General features: G+C 39.7%; 22 protein-coding genes. 9 read left to right on the top strand and 13 right to left on the bottom strand.

From position 1 onward, the window contains the following. Positions 1 to 28: 28 nt before the first annotated feature. The 7 genes from IEY40_RS08460 to IEY40_RS08430 all read right to left on the bottom strand — a co-directional run bounded on the left by IEY40_RS08460 (position 29) and on the right by IEY40_RS08430 (position 5,794). Positions 29 to 379: a DUF3802 family protein gene (locus tag IEY40_RS08460; RefSeq protein WP_188955133.1), complete on the bottom strand. Its 351-nt coding sequence runs from the start codon at positions 377 to 379 to the stop codon at positions 29 to 31. Positions 380 to 460: 81 nt separating this feature from the next. After that, positions 461 to 1,036, bottom strand: a complete 576-nt coding sequence (locus IEY40_RS08455) for a YceI family protein (protein ID WP_188955131.1) — start codon at positions 1,034 to 1,036, stop codon at positions 461 to 463. Between the two features lie 87 nt (positions 1,037 to 1,123). Then, positions 1,124 to 1,579, bottom strand: a complete 456-nt coding sequence (locus IEY40_RS08450) for a YaiI/YqxD family protein (RefSeq protein ID WP_188955129.1) — start codon at positions 1,577 to 1,579, stop codon at positions 1,124 to 1,126. 29 nt (positions 1,580 to 1,608) lie between these two features. Beyond that, positions 1,609 to 2,247 (bottom strand): pyridoxamine 5'-phosphate oxidase, encoded by a 639-nt coding sequence (gene pdxH, locus IEY40_RS08445; RefSeq protein ID WP_188955127.1) that lies wholly within the window; start codon positions 2,245 to 2,247, stop codon positions 1,609 to 1,611. 175 nt (positions 2,248 to 2,422) lie between these two features. Next, positions 2,423 to 3,352, bottom strand: a complete 930-nt coding sequence (locus IEY40_RS08440; protein WP_188955125.1) for an adenosylmethionine decarboxylase — start codon at positions 3,350 to 3,352, stop codon at positions 2,423 to 2,425. Positions 3,353 to 3,456: 104 nt separating this feature from the next. After that, positions 3,457 to 5,367, bottom strand: a complete 1,911-nt coding sequence (speA, locus tag IEY40_RS08435) for a biosynthetic arginine decarboxylase (RefSeq protein WP_188955123.1) — start codon at positions 5,365 to 5,367, stop codon at positions 3,457 to 3,459. Between the two features lie 190 nt (positions 5,368 to 5,557). Then, the gene (locus IEY40_RS08430; RefSeq protein WP_188955121.1) at positions 5,558 to 5,794 is read right to left on the bottom strand and encodes a hypothetical protein; all 237 of its coding nucleotides are present in this window, start codon (positions 5,792 to 5,794) and stop codon (positions 5,558 to 5,560) included. Between the two features lie 171 nt (positions 5,795 to 5,965). Here IEY40_RS08430 and IEY40_RS08425 point away from each other — a divergent pair, with 171 nt between their 5' ends. The 4 genes from IEY40_RS08425 to IEY40_RS08410 all read left to right on the top strand — a co-directional run bounded on the left by IEY40_RS08425 (position 5,966) and on the right by IEY40_RS08410 (position 9,494). After that, positions 5,966 to 6,799: a CvfB family protein gene (locus IEY40_RS08425; RefSeq protein WP_188955119.1), complete on the top strand. Its 834-nt coding sequence runs from the start codon at positions 5,966 to 5,968 to the stop codon at positions 6,797 to 6,799. Between the two features lie 259 nt (positions 6,800 to 7,058). Further along, positions 7,059 to 7,712 carry a YceH family protein gene (locus tag IEY40_RS08420; RefSeq protein WP_188955118.1) on the top strand — a complete coding sequence of 218 codons (654 nt, stop codon included), beginning with the start codon at positions 7,059 to 7,061 and terminating at the stop codon, positions 7,710 to 7,712. Positions 7,713 to 7,764: 52 nt separating this feature from the next. After that, positions 7,765 to 8,598: an ABC transporter permease gene (locus IEY40_RS08415; RefSeq protein ID WP_188955116.1), complete on the top strand. Its 834-nt coding sequence runs from the start codon at positions 7,765 to 7,767 to the stop codon at positions 8,596 to 8,598. Next, positions 8,595 to 9,494: an ABC transporter ATP-binding protein gene (locus IEY40_RS08410; RefSeq protein ID WP_188955114.1), complete on the top strand. Its 900-nt coding sequence runs from the start codon at positions 8,595 to 8,597 to the stop codon at positions 9,492 to 9,494. The genes IEY40_RS08415 and IEY40_RS08410 overlap by 4 nt, the downstream gene beginning before the upstream one ends. Positions 9,495 to 10,281: 787 nt before the next feature. Here IEY40_RS08410 and IEY40_RS08405 read toward each other — a convergent pair. The 3 genes from IEY40_RS08405 to IEY40_RS08395 form a co-directional block, all read right to left on the bottom strand. Then, on the bottom strand, positions 10,282 to 10,488 hold the full coding sequence (locus IEY40_RS08405; RefSeq protein WP_011637160.1) for a cold-shock protein: 207 nt from the start codon (positions 10,486 to 10,488) through the stop codon (positions 10,282 to 10,284). A gap of 242 nt (positions 10,489 to 10,730) precedes the next feature. Then, positions 10,731 to 11,564 carry a 23S rRNA (guanine(745)-N(1))-methyltransferase gene (rlmA, locus tag IEY40_RS08400; RefSeq protein WP_188955112.1) on the bottom strand — a complete coding sequence of 278 codons (834 nt, stop codon included), beginning with the start codon at positions 11,562 to 11,564 and terminating at the stop codon, positions 10,731 to 10,733. A gap of 23 nt (positions 11,565 to 11,587) precedes the next feature. Continuing rightward, positions 11,588 to 12,394, bottom strand: a complete 807-nt coding sequence (locus IEY40_RS08395) for a hypothetical protein (RefSeq protein WP_188955110.1) — start codon at positions 12,392 to 12,394, stop codon at positions 11,588 to 11,590. A gap of 172 nt (positions 12,395 to 12,566) precedes the next feature. Between IEY40_RS08395 and sbcB the strand changes: the two genes are divergently transcribed. The 5 genes from sbcB (at position 12,567) to IEY40_RS08370 (ending at position 18,793) form a co-directional block, all read left to right on the top strand. Next, positions 12,567 to 13,982, top strand: a complete 1,416-nt coding sequence (gene sbcB, locus IEY40_RS08390) for an exodeoxyribonuclease I (RefSeq protein WP_188955109.1) — start codon at positions 12,567 to 12,569, stop codon at positions 13,980 to 13,982. Positions 13,983 to 14,028: 46 nt separating this feature from the next. Beyond that, entirely contained in the window at positions 14,029 to 14,925 is an 897-nt protein-coding gene (gene cdd / locus IEY40_RS08385) for a cytidine deaminase (protein ID WP_188955107.1), read from the top strand. A gap of 207 nt (positions 14,926 to 15,132) precedes the next feature. Next, on the top strand, positions 15,133 to 18,216 hold the full coding sequence (locus IEY40_RS08380) for an intermembrane phospholipid transport YdbH family protein (RefSeq protein ID WP_438811086.1): 3,084 nt from the start codon (positions 15,133 to 15,135) through the stop codon (positions 18,214 to 18,216). Between the two features lie 31 nt (positions 18,217 to 18,247). Then, a complete protein-coding gene (locus IEY40_RS08375; protein ID WP_188955103.1) occupies positions 18,248 to 18,448 on the top strand; it encodes a YnbE family lipoprotein in 201 nt (66 codons plus the stop codon). A gap of 12 nt (positions 18,449 to 18,460) precedes the next feature. Continuing rightward, complete coding sequence (locus IEY40_RS08370) at positions 18,461 to 18,793, top strand: YdbL family probable chaperone protein (protein ID WP_188955102.1); 333 nt, start codon at positions 18,461 to 18,463, stop codon at positions 18,791 to 18,793. A gap of 74 nt (positions 18,794 to 18,867) precedes the next feature. Here the strand turns inward: IEY40_RS08370 and IEY40_RS08365 are convergent, their stop codons facing one another. From IEY40_RS08365 to IEY40_RS08355, 3 genes are all read right to left on the bottom strand, one after another. Next, positions 18,868 to 19,272, bottom strand: coding sequence for a hypothetical protein (locus IEY40_RS08365; RefSeq protein WP_188955101.1), 405 nt, complete (start codon positions 19,270 to 19,272; stop codon positions 18,868 to 18,870). A 360-nt stretch (positions 19,273 to 19,632) separates the two neighbouring features. Next, on the bottom strand, positions 19,633 to 20,256 hold the full coding sequence (locus IEY40_RS08360; RefSeq protein WP_188955100.1) for a 2OG-Fe(II) oxygenase: 624 nt from the start codon (positions 20,254 to 20,256) through the stop codon (positions 19,633 to 19,635). Positions 20,257 to 20,461: 205 nt separating this feature from the next. Continuing rightward, on the bottom strand, positions 20,462 to 22,198 hold the full coding sequence (locus IEY40_RS08355; protein ID WP_188955354.1) for a SulP family inorganic anion transporter: 1,737 nt from the start codon (positions 22,196 to 22,198) through the stop codon (positions 20,462 to 20,464). Between the last annotated feature and the right edge of the window lie 74 nt (positions 22,199 to 22,272).

Here is a 22,272-nt window from a genome sequence, read left to right as displayed (position 1 = left end):
ATTCTTTCACGCGATAAATGCAATGCGCTTAACGCAATAAATGATCAATCTCTTGATCAAATAAGTTTTTAATTAAACCAGAAAACTCAGTAATAAAAATACTTTGTTCTGCTGTAGCTTGTTGATTAGCGACCGAGGCTAAAATCTCTTCTAAATCATAAACTATCGCATCAATTTCACGGATCACCATATTACGCTGCGCGAATGATAATTGCGGATTTTGGCCACATACCATAATAATTTGCGCAGATAACTGTTCTTCAAACAGTTCCATAACGGTCTCCGTTGCGGCCGCATTATTTTCAGGCCCTTCAAACAAGCCTAAATGTTCAGTTAAATACTGAATTAAATGCATATATCCGTCTTTATCGGTAACCATGTTATTTCACCTTTATTCACTGCTATTAAATGAACATGGCTTAAATCCAAACGATAAAAGCCATTATCAAATTGATAAATGCTATTGGGCTAAGGTTAGCACAAATGACACCGGCACAGCTAAACTGATACTGGGTAAACCTGCGATTTCTCTCAGTTTTTCGACACCTGTAACAAAATTAAACTCATCGGCCTGGATAATCATTGGGGCAAAACTACTCACTAGCATTTTGTTGTCTGACAATTTCGCCACTAATACATCAATACTTTTCTTCTGTGTCTTGCCATGCATTTCAACTGTCGCATTTATTTGCGTAGTTAATGTGTCACCGACCTTCATCCCCATGAGTAATTTAGGGTTAATAACAGCATCCACTTTTAACTGAGGAAATTGTGCCACCTCAAATAAAATAGTTTGCATGCGTTCGTCACGAATTTGGATACCGGTATCAACCGAGTTCAAATCAATGCTTAGAGCAAAAGCCCCCGCATCAGTGAGTGAGCCGGCTACATGTTTAAAGTGATGAACTTCAGCAATATCGTTGTTCTTAACCGATATAAAACTGACGCGAGAATGATCTTGATTGACTTGCCAATCACCTGCCATGGCTTGAAAACTTAATAACCCAGCAGCGAACAAAGGTAATGCGATTTTCATTATGTCGTCCTTTTAGTTAACAATAACGCGTTATGCCATTATAAAAAATAAGTATAGATGACGGTTTAATCAATTCGACGTTAGCTATTATTTTACTTTAGCTAACCATTTGTCTAATGCCTGTGCAAAAGCGTGCTTATCAGCTTGAGAAAAACTGTTTGGCCCACCGGTGTGTATCCCGCTACTACGCATTTCTTCCATAAAATCACGCATGGTTAAGGTTTGCTTGATGTTCTCAGTGGTGTAAACAGTACCACGAGGATTTAACACCAACGCCCCCTTTTCTATCGCATCGGCAGCCAACGGAATGTCGGCAGTAATAACTAAATCACCCGTCTTAACTTGCTCAACAATATAATTATCAGCCTCATCATATCCAGAGCTCACTCTAATCATGCTAATGAGCGGTGAAATAGGCACTTTAATCAATTGGTTTGCCACTAACACCAACTGGATAGATTTACGCTCTGAGGCTCTAAATAACATGTCTTTTACGGGATTTGGACACGCATCAGCGTCAACCCAAATTTTATTGCTTATCAAGCGATAATGCTCCTATTTATTAACACAGATTAAGGTGCCAAACGATCTATTTGCCAATCGTTATCAGCCTTGCTGTATATAAATCGGTCGTGCAGGCGATGTTCGCCACCTTGCCAAAATTCGATACTACTAGGCCGGACTAAATATCCCCCCCAAAATTTAGGTAATGGCACTTCACCTTGAGCATATTTGGCTTTCATTTCAGCAAATTTGCCCTCTAAAGCTTGCCTGGCAGATATTTTACTCGACTGCTTTGAAACCCATGCAGCAATCTGACTATCTTTTGGCCGGCTCATAAAATACTTCGCCACATCTAACATTGATAATGGCTCGGCCTCACCAATAACGGCGACTTGGCGTTCTAATGGATGCCATGGAAATAACAAACTGATTTTACTATTTATTCCAATTTGTTTTGCTTTACGGCTTTCAAGATTAGTAAAAAACACAAAGCCATTATCATCAAAACGTTTTAGCAACACAATTCGTTGAAATGGTTGACCCGTTTCATCGACTGTGGCGACACACATTGCGGTGGGATCGGTTAATTGAGCATCTTTGGCTTGCTGCATCCACTTTTCGAATAAATCCATTGGATTAACAGGTAAATCACCACGTCTTAAGCCACCTTGGGTGTACTCTCGGCGAATATCACTTAAATCACTCATTGTGCTTCCTTGATTATGCTTGCTGGTTCTATTTTACGCTGAGCAGACACAAAAAAGCCAACGCCTAAACGTTGGCTTTTTCATTTAAATAGGCAATATCAACGACTTTTTAGTTAAGCCTTTGTCTGTTATCAAAAGATGTAACATGTAAAGGCATAACATCAATACTGTCTAGTTACATAAATTCAGGGCTAAGCACTTCAGAACCGAGTTGTTGAAAGTGGCCAAAATGTACTTGGTAATCTTGCTCAATGGGGTATGCGCAATGCGCTAAACATATATTTTTAGGCTTCGCAGACGCAATTATTGGTGTATTAAATCCGATGGCATCCCAACTGATGGGTTTGAGTAAAGCCAGTAATTGCGCAGCGATGGGATTGACGGCTGAATTAACATCGACGTTAGTTTCAACACTGACATAAGAGCTCTGCTCTTGCGGAGTAATATGAATCGTAAAGTAACGGTCGCCTTTGATGCCATTGACAGAAAAGCCAAGGGGTGAAAATAAATGACAGTCATAGTCAAAACCAACAAACAATGTATCAAGTTGTAGTAACTGACAAATCTTTTCTTCAGATTGATTATCGCTAATTAAATACTGCGCGAGTTGTCCACTAATGTGATACATCAACAGTTCGCTTGTGGTGTCAGTGGCGGCTAACTGAGCCACTTTGGCACTAGTAAAAATAAAATGGTGATGGCTGTCTAAATGACCAATTCGACACGCATTGCCAGGTATTTGTTGACGTAATAGGCTGATGTCATCAGTGAAGGTAGATGCTTGTAAATGGGCAAGATATTCATTTTTACGTTGATAACTAACAAACGCCACATTTACGATACCTATGTGATCCATTACAGCAATCAAGCTGTCTACCAAGGTTGACAGGCCGCAAGTGATAATTACGAGGCGCTTGTCCCATACAAATAGACTCGATTCACTCAATAAATAAGCATCACATTGTTCGTTGCTGATTACTGAAATAATTTCAGCTTTCGCTAACGCAACGATGTCAGTCCAAAAAGGTCGCCCAAGCGATCGCAACGAGCCTAGAGTAGGCTCGGTGATCAGTTCAACTTTTTTTTCTGACCCTTCAAAAAACATCAATACTTTTAACTCTCATAAAAATAACGTCAACCCAGCATAATAAACAAAGCCTTAGCTATTATTCATAACTAAGGCTCTTTAACAATCACAAACGATAAAGATTAGAAATCTTCTAGGTAAGTATAACCATCTAGACCAGCTTGTAACTCTTCTAAAATGCTCGCTCTTTCGTCTTCAACAATATGCTGAGTCACTAGTTCTTCAAAAGTGCGCATAAACTCTTCAGCATCTAAGTTAACATAACGCAATACGTCAGCAACAGTATCACCTTGCAATACTGATTCAATATTGGCAGCGCCATGTTCGTCAAGACGCACAACAGCAGAGTTAGTGTCACCAAATAAGTTATGCATGTCGCCCAAGATTTCCTGGTATGCACCCACCATAAAGAAACCAATTAGGTAAGGACTTTCTTCACTCCAAGCAGGTACCGGCAATGTGGTTTCAATACCTTGACCGTCAACATATTGGTCAACAATACCGTCTGAGTCACAGGTAATGTCCAACATCACAGCACGACGTTCTGGCGCTTTATCTAAACCAGATAATGGCAACACAGGGAATACCTGGTCGATACCCCATGCATCTGGTAACGATTGGAATAAAGAGAAGTTAACAAAGAACTTGTCGGCTAGCTTTTCATTTAATTCATCAATAACTGGACGGTGATAACGATTATTATTGCTTAATAAGCCTTTTACTTCATGGCATACGCGTAGGTGAGCTTGTTCAGCCCAAGCACGATGCGCTAAGCTAAATTGGCCAACTGCGAATAATGAATGCGCTTCTGCAATATCGCTTTGGGTATCGTGGTAGATCTCAATAATGGCACGTTGATCGTTGCCGCCACTAATGTCTTCCCAAGACTGCCACATGTTATGTAATAACTGTGGAGCGTCTTCTGCTGGCGCTTCAATCACTTCTGGCATATATGCTTCAGTACCAATAACATCGGTAATTAGGACAGCATGATGAGCAGTCAAGTGACGACCAGACTCAGAAATAATACGCGGCATTGGTTGCTCGTATTCATTACATAAATCAGTTAATACATTAACAATATTATTAGCATACTCACTTAAACCGTAGTTCATTGAGTTGTTGCTTTGGCTACGAGTACCATCGTAATCAACCGCTAAACCACCACCAACATCAAAACACTTAATGTTTGCACCTAGCTGACGTAATTCGCAATAAAAACGACCAGCTTCACCCACACCCTGGCGAATATCACGAATATTGGCAATTTGCGAACCTAAGTGGAAATGCAATAGTTGTAGCGAATCAAGCATGTTAGCATTTTTTAATTCGGCAACGACCTTCAATACTTGCGCAGCAGACAAACCAAATTTAGATTTTTCTCCGCCACTTGCTTGCCACTTGCCTTTGCCTTGGAACGCTAAACGAACGCGAAGGCCTAAGCGTGGTGTAACCCCTAGCATTTCGGCTTCTGCTAATACCATTTTAAGTTCTGACATCTTTTCAAGCACGATGTAAACTTTATGGCCCAGCTTTTCACCAATTAACGCTAAGCGAATATATTCTTTGTCTTTGTAGCCGTTACACACGATCACAGAACTGGCTTTTTGTGCCATAGCCAATACAGCCATTAACTCTGGTTTACTGCCAGCTTCAAGGCCTAGCTGTGGTACTTCTTTCGATTTTTGGCTAGCAAGAATTTCTTCAACGACAGTTTGTTGTTGGTTCACTTTAATTGGGTAAACTAACAAATAATCATTTTGATAGTCGTACTTAGTAATAGCATCATTAAATGCTTCACATAAGCTCTCTACTCTGTGGTGCAAAATCTGTGGGAAACGAACAAGTACCGGTAACGAAACGCCCGCTTTGACCATATCTTTGGCTAATTCATTTAAGCCAACTTTATGATCAGGATTTTGTGGATCAGGTGACACGGTCACTTCGCCATCTTCACGAATACCGTAAAAACCTTGGCTCCAGTGAGTCACATTATAACCCGCACGAGCATCTTCGATAGACCAATCAGACATAATTATTTTCCGTATTTGTATCAAAGTAAGCAACAAACATCGATCTGCTGCTTGTTAAAAATCCGACAACGACTTGACGTTGTCTCAAGTAAAGTTGTTATATTTCACGGTTTAGCTTATTGGCCAGCCGTTACAACACGCTTTTGTTGCAATCCACAGTTTAAGCGTCAAATGAGATGACCTTTAATGGTCAATTCAACTCGTCGTCTTGACTGCGCTTAAGCTTTTTGTAAATACATATTAGTCTTACATCAGCATGGCTTGCAAATATTGAAGGCGAACCTCTTGGTTTGTCCATTGCCAATGTTTTACTGAAATAATCAATGGATAGATCACTTTCATACACAGAAATAGTACCGACACTCGCCTTGATAAAATCGGCGCAATTAAAACCCGCAATGCAGTGTAATGCAAGTAAATTACCCATTAATTACTATAAAAAGGGACATTTTTTTCTATTGAAAGAGTTCAATAATCTTGCCAACTAAAAAAACGTTTCACTGATAAGTAATTGACACAACTTAGTGTTGATTTACGTGTATAATTAATCGATTTAGATTAAATCACCTTTTCATCTTTTATTTAAGTAGAGTCATTCATGATACAAATCGGTAAACGTTATTCATTAGAAGTCGTAAAGCAAGTGAACTTTGGGGTTTACTTAAATGCTCAAGAGCTAGGACAGGTCTTGCTTCCTAATAAATTTGTCCCTACCGGTTGTAATGTCGGTGATATGGTCGACGTATTTCTTTACCTAGACTCTGAAGACATTGTCATTGCCACTACCCAAAAAGCGCTAGCTCAGGTCGGTGATTTTGCTTACTTAAAAGTCGTCGCGACGGGTCCTTATGGTGCATTTTTAGACTGGGGCTTAGATAAAGATTTATTGCTGCCATTTGGTGAGCAACACAAACCTGCAGAAGAAGGCCGTTCATATTTAGTCTATGTTCATGCCAACCACGCCGATGAGCGCATCATGGCATCGTCTAAACTCGATAAGTTTGTCGATAAAACTGAAGCACATTACACCGATGGCGAACAAGTTAACTTAATTATCGGCGGCACAACTGATTTAGGTTACAAAGCCATCATCAATAATTTGCATTGGGGCGTAATTTACACCAACGAAGTATTCCAAAAACTTCGTTTTGGTCAAAAAGTGACTGGTTACATTAAATCAATGCGCAGCGATGGCAAAATTGATTTAGTACTGCAAAAAAGTGGTAAAGAAGACTTAGACAAAAATGCGCGTTTGATCATAAACAAGTTACGCAGTGCTAATGGTTTCTTACCGTTACACGACAAAACAGATGCAGATATCATTTATGATCAACTGGGAATGAGCAAAAAAGCCTTTAAAAAATCGATCGGAGGCTTATTCAAAGCAGGTGAAATCAGCATCGAAAGTGATGGTATTCGTCTCACCATGTAAATAGATGGCTTAAACGTTTGGATTATGGGTGAACAACATTATGTTAATCACTAATGATTCTGACGGATTCATTTCACATCTATTGACGATAATCTCGGATATACCAGTTTTTAAACCACGCCATTTTTCATTACCTTAATAAATAACTCTCCAACTTGAGTGGCACAAGTCAGTAATCTGATGGTTTCTAATTGGTATAAATCCCCTACTCTGATATAAACACTAACATTGCAAAGATTATTTATAATAAGGATAGTGTATGGAATTAACGCCCTTAGAAGCTCGGGTTATTGGATGTTTACTCGAGAAAGAACTCACCACACCAGATCAATATCCCTTATCTCTTAACTCATTAACTCTCGCATGCAACCAAAAAAGCAGTCGCGAACCAGTACTGTCTTTAAGTGAATCCGATGTGCAAGACATTATTGAAGATCTCAATAAAAAGCGCTTAATCAGCGAACAGTCTGGATTTGGTAGCCGTGTGATTAAATACAAACATCGATTTTGTAACACTGAATTTAGCGAGTTACAGCTTAATAGTGCAGAATTGGCGCTGATTTGTGTACTGCTATTACGTGGGCCACAAACACCTGGTGAACTTAAAACTCGTAGTGCTCGGTTACACGAATTTGCTGATGTGAGCCAAGTAGAAACAGCCCTAATTGGATTAAGCCAACGTGAAACGTCATTAGTTGTGCAGCTCGCACGTGAACCCAACAAGCGAGATTGTCGCTTTATGGAATGCTTTAGCGGCAATATAAACGATCACCAAGTTAACAGTAACGACAATCTACACGTCTCTGCACAAACGCACCAAAGTATTGCACAAGACAGCCGAATAGATGAACTAACACAACGAGTCAACGCACTTGAAGAAAAGTTAGCTCAACTTGAAAGCTTATTAAACTGATTCAATAAATCTGATATTTACGCGGGGACGCCGCTTAAGCAAGGAAACGTTTATGCCAGTTAAGACTCCCCCATCGGGGATCGCTCATATTTGGTTATTAGCTAAATATGAACTCACCAAACGCTTTACCAATAAAAGCGGAATGCTTGCTTTGATTGCCTTTATGCTCATTTGGGGAATTTTATTACTTTACCCAATAAAAAGTGCATCTGAATTTATCATGCAGCCTAATTTCAAAGAGTTCACGGAAGCATTATTTGGCCCCGGTAGTTTGCAACACTTATTTGAATGGCCAGTACCTGAGTTCGCTGTATTTTGGCTTGCGGCTCTGTATTTATTCCCTATGTTCAGTATTTTTATTGCTGCAGACCAATTTAGCTCTGACAAACAACGTGGTAGCTTACGGTTTTTAACCTTAAGAGTAAGCCGTAGCAGTTTGTTTTTTGGGCGTTTCATAGGGCAAATGCTAATCCAATTTGCGCTAATTATATTAACTCTTTTAGCTACAATAGTGATGGTTATCAGCCGTGATATAAGCTTATTATTACCTTCATTAACCACCAGCTTAATAGTCATGGTTAATCTCGTCATTGTGTTACTCCCTTACACAGCTGTAATGGCAGTTTTATCCCTGCATGCAAATTCGGCAAGACAAGCCAGTATTTTTGCGGTGATATTATGGGCAATAGTATCCATCATCATTGCGATCATTAATTTTCAGTTTCCACAATTGAATGGTTTAAGCATGATTTTACCTGGGTCACAAATCTCTAGCATGATTAACACTCAAGGGTTAGGCTCATTAGCATTTGCACCCATCCCATTAGTGCAAACCGTAATCATTTTAGGGTTGGGCAATGTATTAATGAAACGGAGTGCCTTATGATCCTTATTCAATGTGATAACTTATCAAAACAATACCCGAATAAGCTGGCGCTCGACAATGTTAGCTTAATTCTTCAACCGGGTGCGCCAATAGCATTAGTTGGGCCAAATGGTGCAGGTAAAACGACATTATTCAGCTTGTTATGTGGTTATATTCAACCGACTCGTGGCAGCATTCGTATACTTGGACACGCTCCTGGTAGCAAGGCATTACAAGGTGTGCTATCCGCGCTACCGCAAGATGCTGCATTAGACCCTAATTTTACGATTGCTTCACAATTACATTTTTTTGCTCAGCTGCAAGGGTTTAACAAAGCTGATGCAAAACAGGAAGTAATACGAGTGTTGCAACTAGTTGAACTTAGTGACTCAGCACAGGCAAAACCGAAAAGCTTAAGCCACGGTATGAGTAAACGAGTGTCAATTGCTCAAGCACTTATCGGCGCTCCTGAAATAGTATTACTTGACGAACCGACAGCTGGGCTGGATCCCGCGAATGCTAAAAAGATCCGCCAAATCGTGAAAAACTTAGCTGGTGAAACAACATTTATCATAAGTTCTCATAATCTTGATGAGCTTGAAAAACTTTGTGATCATGTTGTCTACCTTGAAAAAGGCCAATTACAACAATCAGTTTCAATTAAAGCTAGCCAGGCAACTGACTTTATTACACTCACTATGCATACTTGTGACATGGATAGCCTTCATCAACAGTTACTCAGTTTAATCAATGTCATTGAAGTTAAACGTAGCGGTGATGAGCAATATGTTATTGAGTACCAGAAACAAAGCAGCTTTGAATTAGAGTTGCAATTGTTGAATCTATTCGCCGAGAAACAATGGCAATACAAAGCCATACTAAAAGGCAGAACGTTAGAAGAAACCCTATTCTCTTAAGACATTGCAGCATATCAATATCAAAGGCCCGGTAAAGCGGGTCTTTTTTCATAAATGCAGCTAAAACGTAACCATTGTTATATTTTAGAAATTATCTATTAGCGATGACCTATTGATTTATCAGCATTTACCCGAGAAAACACCTCGACACATATTCTCTAATCACAATTTACGTAGATATATCCATTACCAATATTCATTATTGAAGTTCTACAGTAACCAGTCTGAGAAATTGATCTCTTCAGCATGCTTTGGGGTCAACATTCAAGGCAATCAGTGACGTATTAGCGCTTCAACTTTAGTTTTTTAACCTAGGAAGAATAGTCAATAAACGCTTATAGCGATTGATTCCTGAATTAAACCAGCCTGATATTCGAAATATTGAAGCGATAAGCGATAAGCGATAAGCGATAAGCGATAAGCGATAAGCGATAAGCGATAAGCGATAAGCGATAAGCGATAAGCGATAAGCGATAAGCGATAAGCGATAAGCGATAAGCGATAAGCGATAAGCGATAAGCGATCTAGTGTAAACAGATTACCTAAATAACCTGAAATCGGGATAATAAACGCCTTTCAAACAGTCCTTTTCCCTGTTAACTGCGTTGATTAGACTTACAATAGGCTAGCTTGAAAGTGACGAGAGGTAACATGTTGATTTTAAATAGCATAAGTTCATCACTTATACCGAGATCAGGTTAAAAAGCAAAATATGAAACAAGCAAAAAAAAACTGCAGCATAAATGCTACAGCTTTATTTATTTAATTTTTAGCCGAAGCTAAAAGATTAAACGATTGAAACGTTCTCAGCTTGAGGACCTTTCTGACCTTGGGTCACAGTGAAAGATACTTTCTGACCTTCGTCAAGAGTTTTGAAACCGTCTGAGTTGATAGCACGGAAGTGAACGAATACGTCTGGACCAGACTCTTGCTCAATAAATCCGAAACCTTTGTCAGAGTTGAACCACTTAACAACACCAGTAACTTGAGACATGATATAAATCCTGTAAATATATAAAATAAAGCCTTAACGGCGGTAAAGCTGGAAAATGCCGGTATTACTTATGTTTACAGGACGAATCTGATCGTATTGTTAAATATAAGCCCAACCTTCAAGCTGAGTAAACTATAAACCATTTTCAGAATAAGTCAACAAAGATAAAGCACCAGGCTAAATATATTTAATGATTAAACAAATCGGTTTATCTTTGAGCATCAATTAGTTATTTGTCTGATTTAATCAACAGCGGATTGTTCGCGTTGATGAATTTCTATTTTAAAATCGATCTCACATTCGAGCCCTTGCTCTATAATTTGTTGCTTTTGCATATCACTCAACTTCCATGCGTACGGTGTCATATTGAGGAAGTGTTGAATATCATCTACTTGTGTTAGCGTAAGCGAGTAAGTTAATGATTCATGCAAAAGATAGTTAAACCCTTCAAGTAATAACGATTCTTGCGGATGCAATCTTGGTTGACTGTATATCTTTTGTTTCAACGCAAAATGATGCATTGGCCCGGGCGAGACAGTAATCAATGTGCTGCCAGGTTTCATCACTCGTTGTAACTCTTCAACTTTTGACGGGGCATAAATTCGTATGGCAAGATCAACGCTGTCATCAGCAAATGGCATTTCAAACACGCTGGCCACACAAAAATGTAAATCAGAATATCGCTTGGCGGCAGAACGTATCGCCGATTTAGAGATATCGAGACCGTAAAGCTGACAATGATTTATAGATGCCTGTTGCATGGCTTCAAATAAGCGATGGCTGTAATACCCTTCTCCACAACCTATATCTAAAAGCGTTTCAGCATCTGGATGATATTGAGCAGCTAATTGATTTACTTTGTCGCTCAACGGTTGATAAAAACCTTTATTAAGAAACTCTCGTCTGGCGATCATCATTTCTTTGTTATCACCAGGGTCTTTGGTTTTTTTCTTTTGAACTGGCAATAAATTTACATAACCTTCTTTAGCGCAATCAAATTGATGACGCAGGGAACATGCCCAACTTTTATCGCCTAGGATTAATGGCGCAGAACAAATAGGACAAATATACGGCATGAGTAGGCTCTAAATGGTCAAAATTACATTTCGTCGTCAGACAGTTTACTAACCATATCTGACACGTCTTTAGGGGCTAACAGCTCAAAGCAGTCTAACTTTCGCTGTAATTGTTCAATATTACATAATTGCTCATTCGACGAACGACCTAAATTTGGGCGCTCTAAAGATTGGTGATACGTTCTAAGCAACCACTGATGTTTATTTTGCAATAAATGATCGAGTTTTAATAGCTCAGTTGATACACCTGGATGAATTTTACCCGACTCACCTTTAAGGTATTCTCGTAAATCGCGTCTGACTTGTTCCAGTTCACTGATATGCACAGCAAGCATTGAGGACGGTTCGTCGTAATCGAACTTACGCCCTAAAATCGCTTTGGCCATTACTAAGGCGTGAGGCTCACTCAAAATACGTAAATCTTGTTCTAGGGCTATTAACTCAAAACGCGCAAGAGATTCTAAACTAAAATAGACATGTTCATCAGCTTGAATATCAACGGCAATCCCTTTTCTGAGTTGGTCAATACACACTCTAGGCGCTATTCCCATCATGGGATATAAACGAGTGCCTTGTCCGAGCGATCTAACCTGATCATATTTGCCTGCTACCTGCTGCGTATTTTGATAAATCAATTCGATAAAAGGCTGATGACGTACTATCAACGTTGCTTGCGTCGCGTTAACTTGGCTGACCACAAACTCAGCGATAGGATTTGTCATCGACGATAACACCAACAAATCACTCACCGACTCTAACAAACGAAGCCTCAACAACGTTGGTTGTTTAATTTCGCTGACAATGGGTTGAGTAAAAATATGTTGATGCATTCAATATCCTTTTAAAATCTATACTACTTGTATAATTTATATTACTTATTAAATTGAAACTAGCAAACCTATTGAGATCATAGTAAAAAGTTTCCAACATGAACGCTATTATCAATTTGAGGCTCATCAATGTTAATATGCCAGTAATCGCGAAAAGGATCTTAATTTTATTATGGCAAATGCAATTCAACCCACCCTATTCTGGCACGATTATGAAACCTTTGGTGCAAACCCGGCTAAAGATCGCCCCTCACAATTTGCAGGGATAAGAACGGATCTAGAGTTAAACATTATTGGTGAGCCAGAGAGCTTTTATTGTAAACAATCACCCGATTATTTACCGGCACCAGAAGCCATTCTCATTACCGGCATCACCCCACAACTGGCAAATATGAAAGGCATGCCAGAAGCTGAATTTATGCGCCGTATCAATGGTTTATTTAGCCAACCAAATACCTGTGTGGTGGGATATAACTCGTTACGTTTTGACGACGAAGTTAGCCGTTACGGTTTTTATCGTAACTTTATTGACCCGTACGGACGTGAATGGCAAAACGGCAATTCGCGTTGGGATATTATCGATTTGGTTCGAGCTTGTTATGCTTTTCGTCCGCAAGGTATTAACTGGCCGATGAAAGAAGATGGCTCGCCAAGTTTTAAATTAGAGTTATTAACTCAAGCAAACGGGTTAAGTCATGAAAAAGCACATGACGCGATGTCAGATGTTTACGCAACCATCGCCATGGCGAAGTTAATTAAACAACAACAGCCAAAATTGTATGAATACTATTTTAATTTACGTCGTAAGCAAGCCGTTGCTGAGCATATTGACGTATTAAAAATGCAACCTCTAGTGCATGTTAGCTCAAAAATCAGTGCGTTAAATGGTTGTACAACTTTAATAGCACCGGTGGCTTATCACCCAACGAATAAAAATGCTGTCATTTGCATTAACTTGGCCATGGATATTTCACCATTGCTCGAGTTATCCGCTCAAGAAATCAGCGACAGAATGTATACCCCACGTCATGAATTAGCAGAAACAGAATTGGCGATACCCATAAAACAAATTCACCTCAACAAGTGTCCTTTCATTGGTTCACCAAAATTACTTGACGACGAGGTAGCTGCAAAATTACAGTTTGATAAAGACTTTGCTCGTGAACAATATAAACGCTTAAAAAATCATCCAGAAATACGAGAAAAGCTTAACCAAGTATTTGAATTAGAATCGGACCGCAAGCCAATTACCGATCCTGACTTGATGCTATATAGTGGTGGTTTTTTCAGTCATGCTGATAAAACCAAAATAGATATTATTTGCCATACTGAACCGCGAAATCTCGCGGCGTTAGAATTGCAGTTTGATGATCCACGCATCAATGAAATGTTATTTCGTTTCCGGGCTCGTAACTACCCAGAAACATTGTCTGATAATGAGACTCGTCGATGGCGCGAATTTTGCGTACAAAGGCTCTCGGATGCCGATTATGTGATTAATCTCGAAAACTTGGTCGAAGAAACCAGCGAGAATGAGCATAAACAAAAGTTACTTAAAGCCCTATATCAATACTTACAGTCATTATAGTGAATCATCACTTTTACCCGATTTATTTCATTTAAGGATTAAGGGAATGCAAAATCGTTTTTTAGACAGCATTACTCAACTAGACAAACCACTAGCGACTGCACTTGCACCGTTATTACATGACCAATTCTGTGGCCACATAGATGCCAGCCAATTTGCCATGTTAGTTAAGGCAAGTGGTAAACCTGAAGAGCAAGTGTTAATGGATTTATTGCCTATTGCAGCTGCTCTGGCTAACCCACCTATCAGTGAGTTTTATGTAGGGGCTATTGCTAAAGGTGCCAGTGGCGACCTATACATGGGCGGTAACCTTGAACTACCAGGTGAAGCGCTTTTTCACAGTGTACATGCAGAGCAAAGTGCTATTAGTCATGCATGGTTAAGCGGCGAAACTGAAATTGTAGACATTATTGTAAATTACAGTCCATGTGGCCATTGCCGTCAGTTTATGAATGAATTGTTCAATGGCAGTAACATCAAGATCCATTTGCCACAACAAGAAACTCAAGCCTTATCTTATTATTTACCTTATGGTTTTAGTCCTGCGGACTTAGATGTCACTATGCCATTATTATGTAAGCGTGAAAAAGAATTTAGCCTCAACTCTGACGATCCAATGATCATTGAAGCATTAGATCAAACAGGCCTCAGCTACGCACCTTACACTAATAGTAATGCCGCTGTAGTGCTTGAAACGATGGATGGAGCGACATTCTGTGGCCGTTATGCCGAAAATGCAGCATTTAACCCATCAATGCAACCTATGCAAATGGCCTTGTCCAATTTGATTAGACACAACCGTCAATACAGTGAAATTAAACGTGCAGTATTGGTTGAGTCATCTGAAGGAAAAATTAGTTTAGTTGGTGCCACAATGGATGCTTTACATGCGATTGCAGCCATTGAGTTAGAGCACATTGTTGTTGAACCAATGCCATCTTAATCAATTCAACAGTTATCCATAAGGCGCTTAATTGCGCCTTTTTTATTGCCATATTGGCGCACTAAAGGGATTAATTATCTTTTATAGGGTAATTCAATCAAACTGTTAACATGCTAACCTTAAGTTAAATCGAAATCGATCTAACTACATTGTTGAGCTGTAACAACGCTAAAACACAGCAAAACAGAAGCAACGAGTGAGTCACTATTGCGCATATTTACCATAAAAAGGATTTTAGTTTTTATACTGTTATGCGCAGTAGGTTTAGTGTGGGCAATTATCGAACATGCCAAGCCATTGACGGTAAAACTGCTTAATAATTTACTCGCAGACAATCATATTGAAATCCTTAATTTCGATGCTGAATATGTCTCATTGAATCATATTTATATTCCAAGGCTTATCCTCAAAATAGAAGACAGCCATATTGCTGTACAAGAGTTTAATCTTGAACTGCGCGACAGTATACAAATGCTTAAAAATCAACAATTCAATGCCAACGATATTGTCAGCATTGAAACACAAAGCGTATATGTCGACTTAGGTGAAAGTTTTTTTATAAGGCAATCGCAACAAACAGAAGACTCACCTGCTACGTTACAATTGAACCTTGCCAAACTCCCAACCATTAATTTAGGTAATATCACAATAAGATTACCTTTGTTAGATACCGCACAAGCAAAACAACACAGTTTAACCATGGACAATCTAACATTATCAAAAACAGGTAAACTCAATACAGTATGGCGTTTTGATGAGTTCCCATTATTCAGTGTCGATGCAACGCTTGGTAAACGTGCTTGGGAATTTGACAGTTTGGTTGACTTAGGTTCAAGTTATCAGGGACTTGAGTCACTACAGCAATATTTAAACTTATTGCATGATAAACAATTTAAGGCCAATCCAAATAGTAACAACCTACTAAACGGCTTACATCAACAACTGACAAAAATACTCAAACCTATCACTGAGCAGCAATTATCGGTTCAAGGTCAATGGACCACTCACACCACGCTGAACTTAATCACTGGCGAACTTAATAGTCAGCAATCGATACGCGATTTATCATTACACTCATCGCGTTGGCCAAGTGTCTTTTTCACTCCAAAACAAGCGCTTAATTTCACGCTAGATATAGGTCAATATCCTATTCAAGATCCGTTCAAAGCGAAGCTTGAAACGCAAAACATGCTTGAAACATTAGCATTAAAATTATCGATTGCACCTATCAAGTATCAACTGAGTCCTAGTGATGACGACATCAAGCAATTAGTGGATTCACTGATTACCAATCCTGACAGCAAACTACATATCCATCACATCATTGAGCAACTGCAGCCTTCAACAGAGCAGCCTAACCTCGCCGTTAATATGACACAGCCAGTTGAAGTGTTCATCCCACTTCAACATGACACTGCAACAACACAAGTGTCCATGCCTAATCTAACGCTAAACCTTAAGGGCTTGCGCTTAAACACCCTACTGTCATTAAGCCACATCAAGGCAAATAGCCAACAACAATGGCGCAGTGATTTTGATTGGAGTATTGAGTTAGCCTCACCAAATACAGCGTCCAATGTTGAGCCAATTAACCTCAAAACATTATTGCCAGATATTGATATCGAACAGATTAGCGTTGAGAAAGCCTCAGTAATATTGAAAGGTACGATAGGGAGTCAACAGAAAAGTGATATTGATGTCGCCCTATTCCCAAGTTCGACTATTACAATTGATAAACTATACATTACCCATCAAGATGGTGAGAAAGCCACTCATAAAATTCAAAAAGATACCGCAGCGCAACTTGCCTCGTTGACACTTAGTTTTGCTCACACCTCAAGCATTAAGAAAAGTAACAACCTCGATATTCAATTGGCACCATTTACCGTTACCGCAAAACAATTTATCGGCCAGCAAATCATCAGCCAAAAAAGTATAAAAACAATCACCACCAATGCCACGGCCAACATTGCTAGCATTGACGTACAACAAGAGGTTTTATTTAGCCTAAATGGCGATGAAGGCATTAAGCAAGGTTTTACCCGTTGGTTACAAACCCCGACCGCCAACCATATTAGTTGGAACATTAAGCAACTTGATGCCGTAAAACAAGTTGGTAAAAGTCGTCGTCAACCCTTGCTTGCTCTTGATAGTGTCAATTTGCAGCAACAACTTAATTTGTCAAAAGGCTTATTGGTAGGCACCGAGCAATGGCAATTAGATACCCTTACATTAAGTAGTTACCATTTATTAAAATTTGCCGATGAAAAAAGTCCTCTTTCACTAGCAGGCCAATGGACATTTGACACCGACATTGAAGCGGCTCTTAATACCCTGAAAAAAGTACAACCATTACCCAATAACTTTGACCTTCAAGGTCACAGCCGATTAGTGGCAGGTTTTGCGTTAAGCGAGATCAATAACAGCAGCCAATTTGAAATGAAGATTCAGCAACAACTTTCATCGTTATCAGGCCGCTTAGCTGACAAATCATTTATTGGTGGGGATATATTTGCACAGTGCCAATTTAACTGGCAACAGCAACATGACAAACCGAACACTCCGCAAGCAGAACAACACTTTGCGCAAAGCGTATTAGTATGCCCTCAAACAGCCATTAGTTTAAAAAAAGCTAATGTGGGTTTATTAATGACTAACCTCAACATCAATGCCAACATTGAATTAAACAAAGACGGCAATAAAGTTCCTGAAAACTGGCTTCAACAAATCACCGGATTAAGCGAAACCAACGTCAGTTTAACCGCAAGTGGTGACATGCTAGACGGACAGTTTTTACTGCCAGAGTTTGTGCTTAAATTGCATGAGAAATCTCATGGATATCTTTTATTGCAGGGGTTAAGTTTAGCTACATTTTTAGAGGAACAGCCTCAAGTAGGTGTAAAAGCCAGCGGTATTTTTGATGGTGTACTCCCTGCCGAGTTAGTCGATGGTAAAGTAACCATTGCTGGCGGAAAACTAGCCGCTCGTAAGCCTGGAGGGTTAATCGAAGTAGCAGGTAATCCAGCAATGGAGCAACTGGCCATATCTCAACCTTATTTAGAGTTGGTATTTACAGCACTCGAGCATCTTAACTACACTGAGTTATCGAGCACTTTTGATATGACCCCTAACGGCGATGCTTTTATTTATGTAGGCGTTAAAGGAAAAAGTCGCGACATTGAGCGCCCTGTTCATCTTAACTATGACCACCAAGAAAACCTTATTCAATTATACAAAAGCACTCAGATAGGCAACCAATTGCAAAACAAGATTGAAACCAAAGTCCAGTAACATTAGTCAGTAGTATTATAAGGAAATCCACGTGAAATATTCGTCGATATATATTGTTAGCATTAGTATCTTGCTTGGCTCTTTGTCGCTGTCAGGTTGCACACCCACAGTTAAAATTGAGCCACCTGATAAACCCATAGTGATTAATCTTAATGTCAAAATTGAACATGAGATTAGGATCAAAGTCGATAAAGAGTTAGATACTTTGATTGAAAATGATGAGTTATTTTAAGCGGAGAGCACGATGAAACCTTCATTAGCAATCGTGACACTATTGTGTGCCATCAGCCTATTATGGTGCTCGAGTGTCTGGGCTGTAACCTTACAACAAGCCAAAACATCGGGCTGGGTTGGAGAACAAACAAATGGCTATTTAGGCGTGGTGGTAGATAGTCAAGAAACTCAAGCGTTGGTCCGAGTGGTAAACGAAAAACGTAAAAAGTATTATCTTGTTATTGCTGAACGTAACCACATAAAACTGGATACGGTTGCAAAGCTTGCTGCACAAAAAGCCATACAAGCGGCAGAGTCTGGTCATATAATACAAACGCCGCAAGGAAAATGGTTAACTAAATAACGCTTAAATAACTACTCTCACTTACGACGAGCTCTATTACTGGTTTTTTCCACCATGACTTGACTGCGACAGCATTACATTGTTGCCATTGTCCAGTAATCTAAACGCTTTTGCGGGTCATCAACTAACGTCTTGCAAGAGTCTTTATACTGCGCCATTAAACCGCCCAGATTGTTTGACCCAGCTAACTTTTCAACTTGTGCCTGTTTAGCAGCAGCAACATCTTTTTCAATTTGTTCAGCACCGCGATATTTACTGGCAAGCGTTACCGCATCTGTTGCAGAAGTCTTTAATCGTTCGCCTACAGCCTTCATTTGCGGTGCATTCATTGCAGCAATTGCTTCAGAGCTAATTTGATAATATGCAGCACATTCAATTAATTCATTGGTAAAAGCTTTTTCAGCTGCATCTTCTGCAAACGAAGACGAGCTGAAGCATACAAATGATGAAGCCAAAATCCACATTGCTGGTTTGAACATTCTATTGTCTTCCTTATGTAAATTAGTTTGTTATTTTATCGTCTCGCTCGCCAATACCTACACTATCGAAATAAAAACGGTCAAAGTAGTAAGATTATTTTGTTGATGTTAATAAAATTTGAGTTCCAACAACATAAGCAAATGATGAACACGATTAATATCACATTATCGTATATCAATAGTGACTAAATTGAAAAGTATCAGTGCAGGCAAGCAGTTACATTATTGTAAGAAAACATGGCAACAACTGCTGCTTACAAAAATACTGAGGAATTATATCAATAAAAATAGCGTGTTATAAAAACACAGATAATCATTATCGACATAATTATCTGTGTCTCAATCATCAAAAATTAACGACTAAAAGCCGTGATTAGCGTTACTTACTCTAAACCAACCCGCAATACTCTTGCGAGTTTTAAACGTTGGACGTACTTCATGTGGAAAGCGCTCACTTAAAAATAAAACGAGCGTACCAATTTGCGGATTAACCACATCGAGTTGTTGATCAAGTTCGTCATAAATAACCAACTCACCACCATCGCTTTCTTGCCATTCTGGATTCAAGAAAAACACTGTCGACAAAATACGATTCTGGCTGCCGTGTAATGCATCGACATGTTTTTTATAAAACGCACCAGGTTCGTATACGGCATAATGACTTTCAAAATCAAACAACCCCATGAATAAGCGTCGATTTAAGCCCTCTTTTAATTGGTCCATAATCGAAAGGTATTCACGATCTGTATGATCTTGATTGTCTAACCAACTAATTTTATCCGAGCGAATTTCAGTATTGATTTGTTGCTCAATACCTCGGCCAATGGCCGCCTCTTTAAAATTAATATCTTGCTCAGCTTGCATTTTTTCAAGCAAGGCTAAGCTTACATAATCAGGAATGATGTCAGATAGAAGGATGTATCCTTTATCGACCAACGCATCTGCGATCACATCCAGCATTGCTTCACTTACTTGCGAAACCATACATGCCACATCCAAACAGAAAGACTACGCTTTTTACTTTACTTAAGGACTCAGAAAGGAAGTTAAGAGTCTGATTTTCGAGGGGGCGTCATTACAAGGTATGATTGCCATACCTCAATTATTTAGGGCGATTTTATAGAATAAAACCGCCCCAGACAACATATATTAAAACCCTTAATAATCAGATACTTATTTAGGATATCGATTAAATTTGACTGTGAATTAAAACCGACTGATTGTCTGCAGTATTATCTTCATTAGTCGTTGGTTGTAAAGTGGCAGCCAAATGGCTTTGATGTAACCTTAATGCCAAATATAAATCCGAGCGTATTGTGATACCCTCATCACCTGACACCATATCCGTTTGTTCGAACCAACTTATTAACTGTCGCTTTCTGCCGGCTAGCACTAAACTAACGCCACGTTTACGCAGTAACACTTCAATATCAGTCAGCATGGCCATCACGCTTAAATCTAAATGCGTAAAACACGGTACAGCATCAATAATCACACAATCAACAGGCTCGAGTTGATTCTGGCGCGCAAAACGCTCAAGTAATCTGCGCTTAAAATAGGTTGAATTAAAATAGGTTAGCGGAGAGTTAAACCGATAAATAAATACTCCAGGTACCGCCGTCGCTTTGTCGCTGCCGTCTATACTGCGAATAATACCTTTTGCATCAAGGCCCAACACTTGGTCTGTTGGGCGCATTACCGTGCGTAAAAATTGAAATAAACCAAGCAATACCGCTAGCGTAATCCCAGGAATAACACCAATAAACAACACCGCAAATAACGTGGTCAGCGCCAAGTAAAATGCTTGACGGTCGCGCAATCGTAATACCCAAATAGCTTTAAAATCGATAAGGTGTATTGACGCAATGACCAGTACCACACCTAATGCAGCGCTTGGTATATATTCAAGTGGTGCCGTTAAAAAGATCGCCACTATCGCAATTAATACTGCAGCAATGACCGACACTAACTGGGTTTTGCCGCCATTAGCATCATTTACCGCAGTGCGAGAGTCGGCACCACTGACCGCAAAACCTTGCGATAATGCCGACGCAATATTAGCTAAACCCAAGGCTTTAAACTCTTTATCTGCGTCTATGTCATAACCATTTTTAGCGGCAAAACTTCGAGCGGTAAGCATCATGCTGACAAAGCTAACCATGGCTAAGTTAAGGGCAGGCATCACGAGTTCACGCGCAATACCGATATTAAATGCAGGTGTTTGAAATGAAGGTAGCCCCCCCGTCACGGAACCAATTACCGCGATATCGTACTGGGTAAGCTTAAACACCCACACCAACAAAGCACCTACGGCAATGGCAAACATTGACGCTGGCCAAGTGGGTTTAATTCGTTTCATCACAAAATAAACAATCACTGTTAATACTGCCATTAATAACGTTGGAACATGGGTTTGAGACAAGTAGCTCGGCGCCCCGCCTAAACGTTCTAACAGGTATTTTTCATCAAAAGTAAAACCAAATATTTTTGAGAACTGACCAACAATAATGGTAATTGCGACCCCGTTGAGCAACCCCATTAAAATGGGTTTTGATAAAAAGTCAGCCAATACCCCTAACTTAAATCGACTGGCAATTAAACACCAAAAACCCGTCATTACCGTCATGGTCATGACAAGCTGCCAATGCATTAAATTATCACCAGCAGCAAGGGGCGTGACCACCGCAGCAATCACGGCACAAGTGGCAGCATCGGGGCCAACAATGAGCTGTCTAGATGTACCAAACAAGGCGTAAACTAGCATGGGGAGCACGCAAGAGTACAAGCCAACAGCAGCGTTCACGCCAGTGAGTTGCGCATACGCAATGGCAACGGGTAATGCCACGGCCGCAACAGATAAGGCTGCGGTCACATCGTCTTTAAGCCAACTTCTCTCATATCGAGCAAAGGTCTCTAAACCAGGCATAAACGCATACAATCGACTTAAAATCACAACAACTCCACCGCAATCACTTTGGTGGTTATCATAGTTTTATTTCA

The sequence above is a fragment of the Shewanella ulleungensis genome, from assembly GCF_014648315.1.
Classification (GTDB): domain Bacteria; phylum Pseudomonadota; class Gammaproteobacteria; order Enterobacterales; family Shewanellaceae; genus Shewanella; species Shewanella ulleungensis.
This window is presented reverse-complemented; position numbering and strand designations above follow the sequence as displayed.